The following is a 17746-nucleotide window of genomic DNA, read 5'->3' as shown; positions in this document are numbered from 1 at the left end:
CCACCCAGTACGCGCCGGGGACTTCGCCCCCCCCCCCCCCGGAGCCTATGTCTCGGGGTCTCCGCCAGGCCCAGTCCCCGCCAGCCAGCCAGCCAGCCAGCCAGCCAGCCAGCCATGAAACGACACCGTAGTCCCGTCAAGACACCCTTCGGCCTATCCGGTAGTTTGTCTCGCTACCCTCGCTACCCTCGCCACCCTCGCCACCCTCGCCACCCTCGCCACCCTCGCCACCCTCGCCACCCTCTAAAGTGTCGCACTTATAGAGTCACCGCAGAGGAACTGCCAACAGGAGTACAGATGGCCGAAAAATTCACCACGACAACCAAAGACATTGGCCTACTTTGGCAGTTGCACGAAGACGGTCAGCTCGTTCTCGCACCAGAGTTCCAACGCAATAGCGTCTGGCCACGGGCGGCGCGAGCCTTTCTCATCGACACCATCCTAACCGGGTATCCGATCCCCGTACTCTACTTCCAACGTCAGGTAAGTGCGCAAACGAACAGGGTCCAGTATGCCGTTGTCGACGGCCAACAACGACTAAGCACTGTATTCGCATTTATGAGCAACAGATTCTCCCTGACAGAATCGTCCCCGTCTTCACCCTGGCACAGGAAGCGTTGGAAAGACCTGAGCGACACCGACCGCCAGGCCATTCTCAGTTACGACTTTACCGTCCAGGAGATTAGCGGATTCAATGCAGAACGCGTGCGGGAGATTTTTCGCCGCATGAATCGATACGTGGTAGCGTTAAACCCTCAGGAGTACCGCCACAGCGACGAGCCCGGCGCATTTAAGACCCTGGTCGAACAAGTGGGCGACTGGCCCTTCTGGACGACACACCGGGTGATCACTCCAGGCGCGGCGAAGCGAATGAAGAACGATGAACTCGCCGCCGAACTACTAATTCTTCTCAACGAGGGCCCCCAAGACAAGAAGACCTCAGTCGACCTCTACTATGGGGCATTTAAAGACGAGTTCCCCGAAGGACACTCGCTTGAAATGCGTTTGAAGTCCCATATCACGTTCATCGAGAACGCTCTGCCAAACCTCGGCGTTCTACCGTTCCGGAAGCCGGCAGGACTATACGCCCTTATTGGCGCACTCGATGAGATCAGCATCGACGAAGCAGCGGTACTGCCCAGCCCAGCAGAGGCGGGCGAACGACTGCGCCGTTTTGCTAGCGACTTGAAACTCGAGGGGGATGAACAACCAAAGCGTGCGCGCGAATACGTGATTGCGGCCAGCCGACAGACTGACAACATACAACCTCGCGAGCGGCGAGTCTCCATCCTCAAGAACGTTCTCCTGGGAAGTTAGCATGGCCGCCGGCGTACAAGCACAGCGATGGCTCGAGAACTACTTGACCGACTACCCGCTGTATTGCCAGGCTGCGGAGAAGGCCCGACTGGAGGTGCACGAAGCGCTTCGCGGTTACGTCCACGGCGTGCACACGGTCAACGCGCGGGCTAAGCACCCAGATTCGGTCACAGAGAAAATAGACAGGAAGAAATACGGACGGCCAGCGCGGCAGTTCGACGATCTCATTGGAGTCCGGGTAGTACTTCTCAACGAGAGTTCGATTGCGGACACAGTGAGGCGACTCGAGAGTATGTTTATGGTCGACCAGGCACGCTCTTCCAACAAAACCGCTAGCTTGCAGCTTCGCGAAGTCGGATACCGAAGCAGCCACGTCGTACTCAAGTGCAAAGGCGACGCTGTGAGCGACGACGGTCGGCTCCTGCGGCAGACGTTCGTTGAGGTTCAGGTTCGAAGCGTTCTCGCTCACGCCTGGGCGGAGATCGAGCATTCACTGCGGTACAAGGCAGGAACCGGTGTGCCAGCAGAATTGGCGCGCCGGTTCGACGCCGTAGCCGGTACGCTCGAGCTCGTCGACAGAGAGTTCAACAGCATTGAGACCGACATCGTCCAGAGTATTCACGTTAAATCTCAGGCCTATGCGAGCGGAAACGGCTTGGAAGACGAACTCTCGTCCCTGCAATTGTTGGCGTGTTTGGCCACCTGTCGGCCCACCATGAAAGCTCTGGGGCCGCACGGCCTCAAACTCGAGATGGAGGACGCCTTCCGACTGGCTAAAGAACTCAGCGGCGTAGGCGTCGCAACGGTCGAGCAATTCCTCAGTGCATTGTCCGAGGGCGCTACACTGCAAGCTATCAGGGACTACGCCACTGCGACCCTGTCGACGGTGGATCCGGAAGAGGCGTCAGGCATTGTAGTTTGTGGCGTGATCGTTGGACTCCGCAATCCCGCTCGCTTCCTGAGCGTACAGAAGTTTCAGCAGGAGCCTGCGTTACAGTCCCTATTCTCATCTCACTGACAGAGGACCGGATTCTCTGCCCGCTCATATATCCCCTCCACCGCCGCCCCCACCACCTCCTGCCACACAGCAGCGATGCTCGCGGGCCCCCGATCCGGATGCAGCCGGTTCGTCAGCAGCACGACCACGAGCTCCCGCTCCGGGTCGAAGAGGAACTCGGTCCCGGTGAACCCGTTGTGCCCGTACCCGCCGGGCAGCCCGGCGAAGGACAGCCGGCCGGACCAGAACCCCAGCACCTGCCCGCCGTCGTACTGCGGCGCGAGGAACTCGGCCAGCGTGGCCTCCGAGACCAGTCGGGCATCGCCGTAGCCGCCTCCGTTGACCAGCGTCTGCCCGTAGACCGCCAGGTCCCGCGCCGTCGAGAACAGGCCCGCGTGACCCGCCACGCCCTCCCAGCCGTACCAGGCGTTCCCGTCGTTGACCTCCCCCACCAGCGTGTAGTCCCGCCAGTCTGCGAACTCCTCCGGTGAGAGGTCGCCGACGATCGGGTATGGATTCCCCGTCTCGATCATCGTGTGCTCGTAGGAGTTGCCCAGCGACGTCGCGGCGATGCGGTCACGCAACCCCGCCTCGGGGAGGAAGCCGGTGTCGGTCATTCCGAGCGGCTCGTGGACGTGCTCGCGCACGTACTCGTCCAGCGGCTGCCCGCTCACCCGCTCGACGATGACCCCGAGCAGCATGAACCCGATGTCCGAGTACCGCCGCTGGCTGCCGGTCTTGTAGCGCAGGTCGAGGTCGGCGAGGAACTCGAGCACCTCCTCCTGCTTGCGCCCGTGCAGGTACGTCGGCTGCCACTCCCACAGCCCCGACCGGTGCGTGATGAGCTGGCGGACGGTGATCGCGCCCTTCTCGTCGTCGAACTCGGGCAGGTGCTCGTCCAGCCGCGAGTCGAGGTCGAGCCGACCCTCGTCGACGAGCCGCATGACGGCCGCCGTCGTCGCCTCCACCTTGGTGATCGAGGCCATGTCGAAGATCGTGTCCACGGTCGTGGGCCGCGGCTCGGCCAGCAGCTCAGCGCCGTCGTGGGTCTGCGCGTCCCCGAACGCCTTCTCGTAGACCACCTGCCCCCGGTGCGCCACCAGCGCGACGGCGCCGGTGTACCGGTCGTCCTCACCCACCCCGAGCCGGCTCTCCACCGCCGCGTCGATCCGCGCGAGCACCTCCGGGTCCACCCCCACGTCCGCCGGGTCGACGTCGACGAGCTCGGGGAAGTCGACGCTCACGTACGCGTCCCCGCGCACGAGCCGCACCTCCACCGAGTTCTCCCCCGCATCGACGAGCTCCGACACGTCGACGACGGCGTCCTTCCCGCGGGCGAGCGCGGCCCCCGCGCCCGGCACCACCTCGCCGTTGACGCGTACCTGGCCTGCGGCCCGGCCGTTCCCCGTCACCCGCAGCGTCGCGTGGCCGTGCGGGGAGTAGAACGTCGCGCTCTGCTCGTCCTTCTCCTGCGGCTCGGCGGACAGCTCGAGCACCACCTGCCCCTCGGGCGGCGCGTCGGCCTCAGCCACCGCAGGCACCCCTGCCGCCAGGGCCAGTGCCGGCACTGCGAGCAGCGCCGCCGTGGCCCGGACCGTCGTCGTCCTCAGCTCCATCGCGTCCCCCTCGGTCGAGGCAGCCGCCGGTCGGCGGCGCCGTCATCTCAACGCGCCGGCTCTCAGCACCAGCGGCATCCGCCCGCCCTCGCGCTGCGCCACGTGGCACGCCACCGGGTGCGGCGTCCCGGCGTCGGTCAGCGGCGGCACCTGCGCCACGCACACGTCCTCGCGGAGCGGGCAGCGCGGGTGGAAGGTGCAGCCGCTCGGCGGGTCGGCCGGGTTGGGCACCTCCCCCACCACCGTCGCCGAGATCGGCTGCGCCACGCTCGGGTCCGGCACCGGCACCGCGCCGCGCAGGCCGTGGGTGTACGGGTGGAGTGGCTCGTCGAGCACCGGCTTCCACGCCCCGATCTCCACCACCCTGCCCAGGTACATGACCCCGACGTCGTCGCTGATCTGCCGCACCATCGCGACGTCGTGGCTGATGAACACGTAGGACAGGTCGAGCTCGTCGCGCAGCCGCACGAGCAGGTTCATCACCTCCGCCCGCACCGACACGTCGAGCGCGGAGACCGGCTCGTCGAGCAGCACGATCGACGGCTCCACCGCGAGCGCCCGCGCGATCCCCACCCGCTGCCGCTGCCCGCCCGACATCTGGTGCGGGTAGCGCTCGGCGAACACGTCGCTCAGCCCCACCATGTCGAGCAGCTCCCTCACCCGCTGCCGCCGGTTTCGTGAGGTGCCGATGCGGTGGACCTCGAGCACCTCGGTGAGCGTCTGCCCCACGGTTCGGCGCGGGTTGAGTGAGCCGTTCGGGTCCTGGAAAACCATCTGGATCCGCCTCCGCTGCTCCCGCAGCGCCGCCCCGCGCAGCACGGTGAGGTCGGTGCCGTCGAGCAGCACCTGCCCCGACGTCGGGTCCTCGAGCCGCACGAGCACCTTAGCGAGCGTCGACTTCCCGCACCCGGACTCCCCGACGATCCCCAGCGTCCGCCCCGGCCGCAGGGTGAGGGAGACGCCGTCGAGCGCGTGGACGACGGCGCCCGGGTCACGCGAGCCGCGCACCGGGTAGTGCTTGACGAGGTCGACCGCTTCGAGCATCAGGTCCACTCCTCCGGGGGCACCCAGCACCGGGTGAGGCTCTCGCCCCGGCGGATGAGCGGCGGCTCCTCGAGGCACACGTCGCGCGCCTGCGGGCAGCGCGGGCGGAACGGGCAGCCCTCGATGTCGTCGGTCGGCAGCGGGGGTCGGCCGGGGATCTGCGCGAGGGCGGGGCGCTCGTCGTCGGCGGGGTTGGGCAGGGAGGCGAGGAGCCGCTCGGTGTAGGGGTGCTGGGGGGCGGCGAACAGTCGCTCCACCGGCGCGTCCTCCACCACCCGCCCCGCGTACATGACGACGACGCGCTGCACCAACCGCGCGACCACGCCGAGGTCGTGGGTCACCCAGATCGTCATCATCCCCAGCTCGGCCTGCAGCTCGGCCACGAGCGCGAGAATCTGCTGCTGGATGGTGACGTCGAGCGCCGTCGTCGGCTCGTCGGCGATGAGCAGGGTGGGCCGCAGCGCCAGCGCCATCGCGATGACGACGCGCTGGCGCATCCCGCCGGAGAACTCGTGCGGGTAGGCGCGCACGGTGCGCTTCGGGTCCGGGATGCCGACGCGGGCGAAGAGCTCGACGCAGCGCTCCCGTGCCTGCGCCTTGGGCACCCCGTGCGCCCGCAGCGCCTCGACCACCTGGTCCCCCACCCGCATGAGCGGGTTGAGGGAGGTCATCGGGTCCTGGTAGACCATGGCGATCTCGCGGCCGCGCAGGTCGCGGATCTCCTCCTCGCGCAGACCGGCGAGGTCACGGCCTTGGAAGGTCACGCTCCCGCCGCTGATCTCCAGCGGCCGGGACAGCAGCCGCATGAGCGCGAGCATGGTGAGCGACTTCCCCGAGCCGCTCTCCCCCACGACGCCGACGATCTCCCCCCGCCGCAGCTGGAGGTCGACGCCGTGGACGATGTCGACGTCGTCCCGCCCGCGAGCGCTCACCCGCAGGCCCTGCACGTCGAGCAGCACGTCAGCGGTCACGGCCGCCTCCCCCGCACGTGCGCGCCCCAGTTCTCCCCGGAGGGTGCGGGGGCGGGCGCCTCGACCAGACGGAGGCTGCGGGGGGCCTCCGCGGCGGGCTCGGGCAGGCGCAGGGGGCCGGCGCCCGGGGTGATGCTGCCGAGGATCCTGGCCCCGCGCGCGCCGGTCGCGGACGGCACAGTGGCGGGCAGGCCGTGGGCGGTGCACCAGCCGAACAGGGCGAATGCGATGGCCTCCTTCGTGTCGGGCGGCACGCCGATCGTGTCGGTCGTGGCGACCTCGGTGCCGGGCAGCTCCTCCGCGAGCATCCGCAGCATCGTCGGGTTGGCGGCCCCGCCCCCGGATGCGAGCACGCGGGTGACGCCGTGGGCGCGCAGCTGGTCCGCCACCGTCCGCGCCGTGAGCGCGGTGAGCGTGGCGAGCAGGTCCGGGGTGCTCACCTCCCGGCCGTGCTCGTCCAGCGCCGAACGGAGGTAGCCGGCGTGGAAGAGCTCCTTGCCGGTGCTCTTCGGCGCCGGCTGGGCGTAGTAGTCCTCGCGCAGCAGCAGCGCGAGCAGGTCGGGGTCCACCGTGCCGGTCGCGGCGATCGCGCCGTCGGCGTCGTACCCGGCCGGGTGGGCGTCGCGGTCGAGGACGGCGACGTCGAGCAGGGCGTTGGCCGGTCCGGTGTCGTAGGCCAGCACGTCGTGTCCGACGACGGTGATGTTCGCGATCCCGCCGAGGTTGAGCAGCGCCGTGGTCCCGGGTGCGTCGGCGACCACCAGCGCGTCAAGGAAGGACACGAGCGGCGCACCGTGCCCACCGGCCGCGACGTCCCGCGCCCGCACGTCCGCCACCACGGGCACGCCGGTGGCCTCGGCGATCCACGCCGGCTGCCCGAGCTGCAGCGTCCCGAGCGCCCGCCCGCCCTCCACCCAGTGGTAGACGGTCTGCCCGTGGGAGCAGACGAGGTCCACCGGCCCGGCCGCCGCGATCGCGTCCGCCGCGGCGGAAGCGAAGGCCTGCCCGATGAGCGTGTCGAGCTCGCACACCTCCGCGAGCGTCGTCCCGGCGGGGGGCAGCGCGGCGAGCAGCCGGGCGCGCAGCCCGGGCTCGTACGGCACGCTCCCCGTGTGGCGGACGGCGCCGACGAGCGCCGTCCCGTCGTCGTCGACGTCGAACTCGACGACGGCGGTGTCGATGCCGTCGTGGGAGGTGCCGGAGATCATGCCGAGGACTCTCATCGGTTCCCTTCCTTGGGGTCGAGGGCGTCGCGCAGGCCGTCGCCGAGGAGGTTGAGGCCGACGACGAGGAGCACGATGACGGCGCCCGGCGCGGCCATCGTCCACCAGGCAGTCGTCACCAGGGAGCGGGCCTCGAGGACCATCGACCCGAGCGACGGCGTCGGCGGCGGGGTGCCGAGCCCGAGGAAGCTGAGCGAGGCCTCGGTGAGCACGGCCCAGGACAGCGAGAGGGTCACCTGGACGATGACGATCGCCGTGATGCTCGGCAGCACGTGCCGCAGCAGGATCCGCCACGTCGGGAAGCCGAGCACGGTGCCCGCCTTGACGAACTCGGCCTCGCGCAGCGAGAGCACCGGCCCGCGGGTGACGCGCACGAAGATCGGGGTGTAGACGATGGCGATCGCGACGGCGATGGTGAGCCAGCTGCGGGAGACCGCGGCGGCCAGCGCGAGCGCGAGGAGCAGCGGCGGGAACGCGAACAGCACGTTGGTCATCCCGAGGATCGCCCGGCCCGACCACCCGCCGAAGTAGCCCGCCACCAGCCCCGCCGTCGTCCCCACGAGGGTGGCGAGCGCGACGGCGACGACGGCGATGCGCAACGAGTTCGCGGCCCCGGCGGCGGCGCGGGCGAAGACGTCGCGGCCGAACTGGTCGGTGCCGAACCAGTGCGCGGCGGACGGGCCCTGCATCCGCACGGCCGGGTCCTGCGCGACGGGGTCACCGAGCAGGCCGACGGTGGCGGCGAGCGCGACGCCGACGACGAGCACGGTGAGGAACGCGCCGACCAGCCCGTTGCGGCTGGCGAGGACGCGCCGCACCGCGGCGCCGAGGCGGCGGCTGCGGACGGGGACGTCGGCGGTGATCTCGGCGGTCATGTCTGCCTCACCCGGGGGTCGACGACGCGGTAGAGCATGTCGGTGAGGAGGTTGACGAGCACGAAGGACAGCGCGATGACCAGCACCGTGCTCTGCACCAGGGCGAACTCCTGCTGGTGCATGCCGGTGAGGACCTGGCGCCCGATGCCCGGCACGGAGAAGACCTCCTCGACGACGACGGCGCCGCCGAGCAGGTAGCCGAACTGGATGCCGGTCATCGTGAGGATGGGGACGGTCGCGTTGCGCAGCACGTGGCGCAGCTGGACGACGCGCGGTCGCACGCCCTTGCCGCGGGCGGTGCGGACGAAGTCCTGGGTCTGCACCTCGAGGATCGCCGAGCGGGCGGTGCGCATGATCGGCGCGGCGAGACCGAAGCCGAGGACGAGCGCGGGCATGAGCATCTGCTGCAGGTTGAGCCACGGGTCGCTCGCGAGGGTGGCGAAGCGCTCGGCGTTGGGGTTGTAGCCGAGGAACCGGGCCGACGTCGCGAGCAGCACGGAGGCGAGGAGGAAGGCGGGGATCGACAGGCCGGCGAGGCCGACGAGCTGGCCGCTCGCGTCACGCACCGAGTTCGGCTTGGAGGCGGACCAGATCGCCAGCGGGACCCCGATCGCGATCCCGAGGATCGTGGAGATGACCGCGAGCTCGATCGTCACCGGCAGCGCCGCCGCCGTCATCTCAAGCACCGACTGGCCCGTCCGGGTCGACACGCCGAGGTTCCCGGTGAGGACGTTGCCGAGCCAGGTGAAGAACTGGACGAAGAGCGGCTGGTCGAGCCCGTAGTACGCCTCCAGCGCCTCCCGCTGCGCGGGGGTGAGCGCCGCGGCCTCGGTGCCGAGGGAGGCGGTGATCTGGTCCCCCGGCAGCGCCCGCATCATGATGAAGACGAGGACGGCGACACCGAGCAGCGTGCCCAGGGCCTCGAGGACCCGGCGCAGGACGGGGTGACGGACGACGACGCGCATGCCGGCGGGTCAGCCGAGGGTGGTCTCGCGCAGGCTCTGCAGCGACCCGTTCGCCATCGGGACGAAGCCCTCGACGCCGGACTGGGTGGCGGTGAAGCCGTAGGAGCTGAAGAGCCAGACCCACGCGGCGTTGTCCTCGAGCTCGCGGGACACCTCGTCGTAGATCGCGCGGCGCTCCTCCGGGTCGGCGGTCTGCCGGCCCCGGGCGAAGAGCTCGTCGAGGGTGTCGGAGCTGTACCCGGCCACCTGGTTGAGGTTGCCCGTCGAGGGGAAGTAGCGCCCGTACATGCCCTCGGGGTCGGGCCGCCCGCCGTTGAGGGCGACGGCGGCGGTGAAGTCCGCGGCCACCCACCGGTCGACGTAGGCGCCGATCTCGAGCACCTCGAGGTTGACGGTGATGCCGGCCTCGGCGAGCTGGGCCTGGATGTTCTGCGCCTCGTTGACCGAGGTGGCGTACTCGCCCTGGGAGACGATGACGTCGAGCTCGAGGCCGTCGGGGTAGCCGGCCTCGGCGAGGTACGCGCGAGCCTGGTCGTAGTCCCGCTCGTGGCAGGGGCGGGCGTCCGGGTCGGAGAGGTAGGCCGGGGACGTGATCGGTCCGACGACCTCGCCAGCGCCCTGCGCGGCGGTGTCGAGCACCTCCTGCCGGTCGATCGCGCACTGGATCGCCAGGCGCACGTTGACGTCGTCGAGCGGGGCCTGCCGGGCGTTGAGCTGGAGCGCGTGGTAGGCGAGCTGCGGCGTCTCGGTGACCTCGACGCTGCCGCTCTCAGCGCTCTGGGCGACGAGCGGGTCGTCGAAGACGGCGAGGTGGACGTTGCCGGACTGCAGCGCCGAGACGATCGACGTCTCGTCGGGGATGACGCGGAACTCGACGGCGTCGAGCTCGGGCGCCCCGCCCCAGTAGTCGGCGAACGACGTCACGGTGAGTGACTGGTTCGGGACGCGCTCGCCGAGCTCGAAGGGCCCGGTGCCGTTGGCGGCGGTGGTGAGCGTCTCCTCGGTGTCCTCCGAGGAGAGGATCGCGAGGTTGACGCTCGCCAGGCCGGCGAGGACCGAGGAGTCCGGCGCAGACAGGGTGAGGACGACCGTGCGGGCGTCGGGCGCCTCGACGGACTCGACGGAGCCGAGGGTCGCGGCGGCGACGGCGGCGGTCTCCTCGGCCATGACCGACTCGAGGGAGTGGACGACGTCGGCGGAGTCGAGCTCCGAGCCGTCGTGGAAGGTCACGCCCTCGCGGAGCGTGAACGTCATCGTGAGGCCGTCCTCGGAGACCTCCCACTCCTCGGCGAGGCCGGGGACCACCTCGAGGTCGGCGTCGAGCTCGGTGAGCGTGCCGTAGAGGTTGGTGAGGACGTCGATGGCCTGGAACTGGGTGGCCTTCCACGGGAAGAGGGTGTCCGGGTCGGAGGTGACGCCGACGACGAGGGTCTCGCCCCCGCCGTCGCCGGTCGACCCGCCGTCGTCGCTTCCGCCGGAGCAGGCGGCGAGCGCGAGACCCGCCGCTGCGAGCGCCGCCGCAGCCCGGACCGGTGACCTGTGGACCTTCATGCTGACCTCCCCGTCAGGCGGCTCCGACGCCGCTCGCACGCCTCCCGGCCTGGCCGGGACCAGGTGCCACTGTCCCGCGACCACCCAGGGACGTCAAGGTCTTCCGTACATGCGCGCCTCACGTAAGCCCTTAACGACCACTACCTATGTCCGACTTGTCCCGTCGACCCAAATATCTACATTCCGCGAATAGTTCACTGAGGCCGCACCCTCAAAATGCGGAGGCGGCAAAACGGGACTCGCACCACTAAGACTCTGCTAACCTTGCGCGACAACCTCCAAGCGGAACTTCCCTCCCACATTCCGCGCCACACGAAGGAACGCGCCTTGGACTACGCATCCGAGAAAGAACTCGGGACCACAGTTCAGCACCGGACGGCGCACAGCCACCGCCCCTCGGGATCGGCCGTGCGTTTCCCTCTCGCGAGAGCCGACGATCTTCGGTCAGGCATCCAGCGGCTTTCTCGACGAGTATGCGCCAGTCGTCGAGGGCTCCGATGATGGCCAGCGACTCGGTCTGGCGGACGGCGAAGCCATACGCCGTCATAGTGATGCTGTCGATCGCCGGCATCTGGTGGTGGAGCGCCCAGTCCCCGGCGGCACAGCTCAAGGCAGGCACCTACGACTGCGTCGCAGTTTTCGTGAACGCGGCGAACAAGTACGAGCTTTACGTCGACGATCTCGGGCGGGAGTTCACGGGGCACGCTCGCGTCCAGAGCGGTGAGGTCACCAGCTACTCGACTCCTGACACTCTTGGCTGGAACAGCGGCACCGCCATCACCGTTCGCAAGTCCGGAACCTCACATTTCCACGCGACGCAAGATCCTGCTGCTCACAGTTACGACGCACTCGCGTGCGACTGGTCCGCGGACTGACCGACCGACGTGAACAATCTCAAACGTCGACTCGCGGTCATCTTGGCTTTGCCCCTCACCGTCGGTTTAGCCGGTGTCGGCTGCTCTTCTGGCACTGGCCCCGGGTCTGTGCAGGGCGGTGCCACCTCGAACGCGTCCCTGTGTGCCCAGCTGCTTGCCGATGCCCGGTACTACGTCCAGTCCGGTCAAACGTCGGACAGCAAGCTGGCGTGGACTCTCGACGAGATGTCACACAGGTGCCCCGACGAGCTCGCGGATCTCGACGCCGAGGTCCGAGCCGCCACCGAGCAATCGCAACAGTCGGAGCCCACGCAGGAAGCCGTAGCAGGGCCGTCCGGTGCGACTTCCTGGAGCGAGGCCGGCAGCTATGTCGGAAGCACCCGGTACGTGTGCGGTCCACTCGCGAGCATCCGCAACTCCACGGATGACGTGTTCATGAACATCGGGCTCGACTATCCCGACAGATCACGGTTCACGATCGTGCTCTGGGACATCGGAGGCATCGAGCAGGTCGCTACCGGCACGACGGTCTGCGTTGAGGGTCCGATCACCACGTACGAGGGTGTGGCCCAGATCGAGTTGCGCTCCACGGATGCTGTCGAGCTCTGGGAGTAGTCGGCCGGGCCCGACAAGCGGCTCGCAGTCGGCCTTCCTGGCGGACGCAGTCACAGCGAGCGGACTCCTACCCGCGCAGCCGCAGGCCATCCGGGTTCTCCTCACCGTCACAGCAGGCGGGATGGGCGCCTGCTCGACCTCTCCTCTGGGCGCCGAAGCGACCACACGCCCTCCGCCTCACCGCGCTGCTCGACGACGTCCGCGGGGGGTGCCAACCCGGGCGCACATCATCGTCGGCGCAGCGAGGTTCTCGAGCCGACAAGACGCTCTCAGCGCTGAACACCCGTGAGCCGGTTAGGCCATGGGTAGCCTCGAGAACATGCCGGCGCACTCACTCGACGACATCGTCACCGCCCTCGTGCCCTCGCTGGCACACAGCCTGGCCGAGCGGTTCAGCGTCTTCCGGGTGATGCACCACGGCACCCACGAGAAGCAGCTGTCGAACGTCTTCGCGTGGTTGCTGAGGTCCGAAGGGACGCACGAGCTCGGCGACACGTTCCAGCGGCTTCTCGTCGGGAAGGTGAACCGTCAGCTGCCCCCTGCGCGCAATCTCCCTGCAAGTGGCTACCGGGTTGCACAAGAGGTCGAGACGAGCAGTGCAGAGGACGTCGAACGCGACATCGCAGACATCGTGCTCACCCACGAACGCGCACGAATCGTCGTGGAGAACTTCGAGTGGTCCGACGGCCACGGACACAGCTACGAACGCTATCTCGCGCACGGCTCGAGAGACGGGAAGCAGAGCGTGGTGGTACTCCTCTGCGTGCGCCACGTCAGCCACCTGTTGCGGGACGGCTGGGAGAACGCCGTCGTCCTGACATATACCGACCTGCTCACGGCCCTGAACGAGCACGTCGCCGGCGCTGCTGGGTGGCGACGGGCGCACCCGCGTCAGCACTTCTTCATCAACGAACTCGTCCAGCACTACGTGGAGGGCCCCGAAGTCGTGAGCACCGAGGACCAGATCCGCTTCCTCAAGGCGATGTGCGAGACCGGCGAGAGCGCGCGGTACGGCCATCGTCCCCAGGAGACCGCTGCGCAGGAGTTCGCGGACTTGCTCGCCCTGCACGCCAAGCGCCAGTTCGACGAGGGCCGCAGGACGCTCGCGGCTGTGAAGAGGAGTCTTCGGCACTACGCGCAGAGCACGCTCACCGATCAGCTCGGAGCCACAGCCGCGGGGCGGATCGAGGCGGTCCGGACGCCCTTCGTCGGGCAGTGGGAATGGTGCGTGGAGCTCCGGCGCGCCGACCCGCAGCCCGACATCTTCCTGGAGTTCGGGCCGACGGCCGTCGCAGAGAACGCCAGCGTGCACCGGCCACTGGACGCTCCCGACTACGGCAAGGTCTTCGTGACGCGGCGGAGGGCCGGGGCGACTGACGGGATCGATCGCATCGTGCAGACCGGCGTCGCCCTGGACGAGGTACTGAACGGCCTGAGCACCGACGATGTCCGCCTGCGGGACGCTGTCGTCGCCGTCACCCTCGGCGAGCCCGACTGAACCACTAGTCGCACTGAGCCCTGGCACAGCGGGAAGGGTGTCTGCGTGCCCTGTCGATCTGCACCTGGCCGACCCCGAGCACCCCGCAGCGAGTGGACGTGAGTGCGCAAGCTAGGCCTCAACTCGCCCGCCCAATGTCTGGTGCGGCTGGGGCATAGTGAGCAACTGTGACCTACAAAAGGTGGAAGATCGACCCGGCTGGCGTGTGGCACCTGTCCCGAAAGCGGGAGCAGTCCGAGGCGAGGTGCGGAGCGACTGCCCTTCGCGGGTCGCTACCTGCCGGCGCGTGGACGCTCGTCCAGAAGTGCCCACAGTGCGTGAAGCACTATTACTCGGATCAGCGCGGAAAGCTCCCGCGTCCGAACAAGGCGAACCTCAAGGCATTCACTCCCACGCCGATATCCCAGCTGACCGAGCAGGAGCGTCGGCAGCGGCGCCGCGAGGCCAACGCAGAACTCGAGCGACAGTTAGCTCGATCGAACTTCCGGCCGCTAAGTGCCGGCTCACCCGGCCTGGGCAAGAAGAGATAGCCTCCACCCGCCTTTGTGCGCGAGGCTCGATCGCGGCCTGCTGCGGCACCCGGACCTGGAGAGGCCCGCCTGTCTAGGGCAGGACTCCCCAGGCCCGGTGCAACACAGTTCTGAGCGCACCACTCCGCGTCAGGCCGCGCCGGCCTGGTCGGCGTAGTGGTTCACGAACACCACCATGTCCTCGAGGCTCATCTGCTCGGGGGTCGCGGTGACGGTGATGACGCCGTCGGCCGTGCGCTGGTAGCAGGTGATCGAGCTACCCGACTCGTTGGTGCCACAGCTCCCGGTGCCAGCGGCCGTGTTGTCGGTCTCGATGTACTCCACCAGCGACTCGTACGGCGAGCTGAGCACGTTGCTGTCGACCGCGATCATCACGGTGAAGCTCTCGTCGTTGTACATGCGGGCGGGGCCGGTGGCCTCCCCGAGCGTGTAGGGACCGATGGCCTCCGGGGGCGTGGCCAGGGCCTCGGCGGGGATGACCGCACCCTCGGCGGCCGGGCCCGGGTCACTCGCCCCGAGGTCGGCGCCCGCGGCGCTGTCGGTCTCGCTCCCGGCGCTGTTCTCCTCGGCCGGGGTCGTCTCCTCCGGCTCCGGGGTCGTCGGCTGCTCCGGCGTCGTCGCCTCCTCGGCCGCCGTCGTGGGCTCGGTGGCCTCACCGTCGGCCGAGTCGTCGCCGCAGCCGGTGAGGCCGATGGTGGCAAGGGCGAGGGAGGAGAGGAACAGGACGTGCTTGCGGCGCATGGGGGGATATTCCTTCGATGTCAGAGCAGGTGGGCCCGCAGTCGTCTACGGGAGTAGTGCAGACCTTGGCGCATCACCCGGAGGGCCGCCACTCGGAGCCGGCGCCGGGCGATGTCGGTGCCTGCCGCTACCGTCCTGCCCAGGTCACGAGGACCAGCGCCACGCCCTCCGGCGTGCTGGTCCGGCAACCGCGCCCCGCGCACGGTGCCCCCGGAGGAAGACCCGCCCGCGCCGACCGGCGCGGGAAGAGCGAGACGAGGAGACACCTTGACCACCGTTGCCCCGTGCACCGTCGGCGCCTGCTGCCGCAGCTACAGCCCCGGGCACCTCATGCACCACATCCACACCGGGAAGGCCCAGAGCGCGCCGGAGGGGTGGCGCGACGGCGTCGTCCGTTCGGTCGACGAGGGCAACGTCGCCGTCGTCGACCACCCCGGCGGCGAGGGGTCGTGCACCGTGTGGCACCACCACGACCTGTCGGTCATGTGCCCGCCCGGCACGGCCGTCATGGTCAACGAGCGGTGGCACGCCCTCGCCGTCGGGCGCGTCGTCGTCAACGTGCTCGTGCACGACGGCGCGGGCCCGGTCCCGTCCGTCCCGGCACGCTGCGCGCCCGGCGTCATCGTCACGCACCTCGGCACCGGCCACGGGGTCATCGCGACCTGACGCGGCTCCCCCGGCTCGCCGTGTCGGCCCCGGCCGATAGCATCCGGGTCTCAGCCCGCCCCGGCGGCCAGGACGGCCGCCGCGGGCGAAGGCTGGGTTCCGATGAGGGAAGCACATGAAACCGGGGGGTTCAACGATGAAGTCAGCCCATGCGGTCCTTGCCGCACTTGTCCTGGCCGGTCTGCCGGCCGCGGCCCACGCCGACCCGCCGGAAGGCCGCGACGGTCCGCCGCTGCGTGCGCTGGAGATCGAGGTGGTCTCCAGCCTGCCTGAGTTCGTCAGCGGCGGTGACGCGCTGATCGAGATCTCGGCGCCGCCGGGAGTTGCGCCACCGCACGTGCGGATCTCGGTGGACGGAGAGCGCCGCGACGTCGACCTCGAGTGGTCCGGTGACCGGCGCACGCTCGTCGGCGTCGTCGACGGGCTCGAGCTCGGCGCGCAGACGATCACGGCCACCGCACCGCGCGGGCGGGAGGCGAGCGTCGAGGTGGTCAACCACCCCGCCGAGGGCCCGCTGTTCGCCGGACCGCACGAGCAGCCGTTCATCTGCCAGACGCAGGACTTCACGCTCCCGGTGATCGGGGGCAACCTCGGCGCGGCGCTCGACGAGGACTGCTCGACGACCACGCGCGTCGACCACTTCTACCGGACCACGGGCGGTGAGTACGTGCCGTGGCCGGCGGACGCGCGCCGCTACCCCGCCGACCTCGCCCGCACGACGACGTCGGACGGCGAGCGCGTCCCGTTCATCGTCCGGATGGAGACCGGCACCGCCAACCGTGGGATCTACCAGCACACGGTGCTGCACGACCCGCTCCGCGAGAAGGACCCCTCCCCCGCGCACCGGCCGAAGGGCTGGAACGGACGGGCGATCTACACCCTGGGCGGTGGCTGCACCGGCGGCTGGTTCCGCCAGGGCGAGACGACCGGCGGGGTGACCGACGCGTGGATGCTCGGCCAGGGGTACGCGGTCGTCTCCTCGAGCCTCAACGTCTTCGGGCAGAACTGCAGCGACCTGCTCGCCTCGGAGACGGCCGCGATGACCAAGGAGAAGTTCATCGAGGTCTACGGGCGCGAGGACTTCACCATCGGGTTCGGCTGCTCGGGCGGCAGCTACCAGGCCCACCAGACGGCCGACAACTACCCGGGCATCTTCGACGGGATCGTCGTGGGCTGCTCCTTCCCCGAGGTCGGGTTCGGCACCGTCAACTTCATCACCGACGCCCGGCTGCTGAACAACTACTTCACCGACCCCGCGCTCGCGTGGACCGACGAGCAGAAGCGGGCCGTCACCGGCTTCGCCAACCTCGCGACGATGCCGAACGTCGCGGGCGGCGCCCAGCGGATCGACCCGACGGCGTTCTGCCCCAGCGTGCTGCCCGTGGAGCTGCGCTACCACCCGACCGACAACCCCGGCGGGGCGCGCTGCGACGTCTACGACCACACCGTCAACGCCTACGGACGCGACCCCGAGACCGGGTTCGCGCTGCGGCCGCTGGACAACGAGGGCATCCAGTACGGGCTGCGAGCCCTGGAGGACGGTGTCATCACGCCCGAGCAGTTCCTCGACCTCAACGAGCAGGTCGGCGGGTACGACCACGACGGCAAGTTCCGCGCCGAGCGCTCCGAGGCCGACATGCCGGCCGTCGAGGCGGCCTACCGCACCGGGCGGCTCACCAGCGGCGGCGGCGGGCTGGCGAGCACGCCGATCATCGACTACCGCGCCTACAGCGACGACCTGCCGAACGGGGACATCCACGTCCGCTACCACTCCAACTCCATGCGTGAGCGGTTGCGTGAGGTCAACGGCAGCGTGGTCAACCACGTGAGCCTGCTGGAGGACAACCGCTACGGCGGCTTCAGCACCGCCAGTCCGCTGCTGCGCCACGCCGTCACCCAGATGGACGCCTGGCTCTCCCAGCTCGACGTGGCGGGCGACGAGCGGCCGACGCTGGAGGAGATCGGCGAGACCCGGCCCGCAGCACTCGTCGAGGGCTGCATGACGCGCGACGCGGACCCGACGTTCATCGCCGAGCCGCTCGACCGCGACCCGGCGACCGAGTGCGAGCAGCTCTACCCCTCGGCCAGCTTCCCGCGCGAGGTGGCCGGTGAGAGCGTGCAGGCCGACGTCATCAAGTGCCAGACCCGTGAGCCTCGGCGTGAGGACTACGGGGTGGAGTTCACCGACGCCGAGTGGGCGCGGCTGACCGACGTCTTCGCGGATGGGGTGTGTGACTACTCCGTGCCGGGACAGGCACAGCA

At 69.4% G+C, this 17746-nt stretch carries 15 protein-coding genes and 1 riboswitch; of the genes, 7 read left to right on the top strand and 8 right to left on the bottom strand.

Translation table 11 applies throughout. The features are described from left to right. Nucleotides 1-297: 297 nt before the first annotated feature. A complete protein-coding gene (locus tag FHE66_RS14575; RefSeq protein WP_139073707.1) occupies nt 298-1317 on the top strand; it encodes a DUF262 domain-containing protein in 1020 nt (339 codons plus the stop codon). Between the two features lies 1 nt (nt 1318). After that, entirely contained in the window at nt 1319-2335 is a 1017-nt protein-coding gene (locus FHE66_RS14570; protein WP_139073706.1) for a GTP pyrophosphokinase family protein, read from the top strand. On the opposite strand, the gene FHE66_RS14565 is transcribed toward FHE66_RS14570, so the two are convergent. From FHE66_RS14565 to FHE66_RS14535, 7 genes are read right to left on the bottom strand one after another with little or no spacing between them, the layout of a single operon-like run. After that, entirely contained in the window at nt 2329-3930 is a 1602-nt protein-coding gene (locus FHE66_RS14565) for a serine hydrolase (protein WP_139073705.1), read from the bottom strand. The two genes, FHE66_RS14570 and FHE66_RS14565, sit on opposite strands and share 7 nt — an antisense overlap. A gap of 42 nt (nt 3931-3972) precedes the next feature. Further along, a complete protein-coding gene (locus FHE66_RS14560; RefSeq protein WP_139073704.1) occupies nt 3973-4974 on the bottom strand; it encodes an ABC transporter ATP-binding protein in 1002 nt (333 codons plus the stop codon). Beyond that, nucleotides 4974-5945, bottom strand: coding sequence for an ABC transporter ATP-binding protein (locus FHE66_RS14555; protein WP_255303766.1), 972 nt, complete (start codon nt 5943-5945; stop codon nt 4974-4976). The genes FHE66_RS14560 and FHE66_RS14555 overlap by 1 nt, the downstream gene beginning before the upstream one ends. Continuing rightward, nucleotides 5942-7168: an anhydro-N-acetylmuramic acid kinase gene (locus FHE66_RS14550; RefSeq protein WP_139073703.1), complete on the bottom strand. Its 1227-nt coding sequence runs from the start codon at nt 7166-7168 to the stop codon at nt 5942-5944. Before FHE66_RS14550 ends, FHE66_RS14555 begins: the two co-directional genes overlap by 4 nt. Then, nucleotides 7165-8043: an ABC transporter permease gene (locus FHE66_RS14545; protein ID WP_139073702.1), complete on the bottom strand. Its 879-nt coding sequence runs from the start codon at nt 8041-8043 to the stop codon at nt 7165-7167. The genes FHE66_RS14550 and FHE66_RS14545 overlap by 4 nt, the downstream gene beginning before the upstream one ends. Beyond that, on the bottom strand, nt 8040-9008 hold the full coding sequence (locus FHE66_RS14540) for an ABC transporter permease (RefSeq protein WP_139073701.1): 969 nt from the start codon (nt 9006-9008) through the stop codon (nt 8040-8042). Before FHE66_RS14540 ends, FHE66_RS14545 begins: the two co-directional genes overlap by 4 nt. Nucleotides 9009-9017: 9 nt before the next feature. Then, entirely contained in the window at nt 9018-10559 is a 1542-nt protein-coding gene (locus FHE66_RS14535) for an ABC transporter substrate-binding protein (RefSeq protein ID WP_139073700.1), read from the bottom strand. A gap of 548 nt (nt 10560-11107) precedes the next feature. Here FHE66_RS14535 and FHE66_RS14530 point away from each other — a divergent pair. The 3 genes from FHE66_RS14530 (at nt 11108) to FHE66_RS14520 (ending at nt 13547) form a co-directional block, all read left to right on the top strand. Next, nucleotides 11108-11434 (top strand): hypothetical protein, encoded by a 327-nt coding sequence (locus FHE66_RS14530; protein ID WP_139073699.1) that lies wholly within the window; start codon nt 11108-11110, stop codon nt 11432-11434. A 9-nt stretch (nt 11435-11443) separates the two neighbouring features. Continuing rightward, on the top strand, nt 11444-12049 hold the full coding sequence (locus FHE66_RS14525; protein ID WP_139073698.1) for a hypothetical protein: 606 nt from the start codon (nt 11444-11446) through the stop codon (nt 12047-12049). Between the two features lie 301 nt (nt 12050-12350). Continuing rightward, a complete protein-coding gene (locus tag FHE66_RS14520) occupies nt 12351-13547 on the top strand; it encodes a PD-(D/E)XK nuclease family protein (RefSeq protein WP_255303765.1) in 1197 nt (398 codons plus the stop codon). A 659-nt stretch (nt 13548-14206) separates the two neighbouring features. Here FHE66_RS14520 and FHE66_RS14515 read toward each other — a convergent pair. Beyond that, entirely contained in the window at nt 14207-14818 is a 612-nt protein-coding gene (locus FHE66_RS14515; protein WP_139073697.1) for a hypothetical protein, read from the bottom strand. Between the two features lie 142 nt (nt 14819-14960). Next, nucleotides 14961-15074, top strand: a riboswitch (SAM riboswitch). Nucleotides 15075-15085: 11 nt separating this feature from the next. On the opposite strand from FHE66_RS14515, the gene FHE66_RS14510 reads away from it, so the two are divergent. Both FHE66_RS14510 and FHE66_RS14505 read left to right on the top strand, forming a co-directional pair. Beyond that, nucleotides 15086-15484: a hypothetical protein gene (locus FHE66_RS14510; protein ID WP_139073696.1), complete on the top strand. Its 399-nt coding sequence runs from the start codon at nt 15086-15088 to the stop codon at nt 15482-15484. A 136-nt stretch (nt 15485-15620) separates the two neighbouring features. Then, a partial coding sequence (locus FHE66_RS14505; RefSeq protein WP_218013747.1) for a DUF6351 family protein occupies nt 15621-17746 on the top strand: 2126 nt, incomplete at its 3' end.

Source organism: Georgenia sp. 311, from assembly GCF_006151955.1.
GTDB lineage: Bacteria > Actinomycetota > Actinomycetes > Actinomycetales > Actinomycetaceae > Oceanitalea > Oceanitalea wutianyii.
The sequence above is the reverse complement of the archived record's forward strand: the minus strand, read 5'-3'. Positions and strand labels throughout refer to the sequence as shown.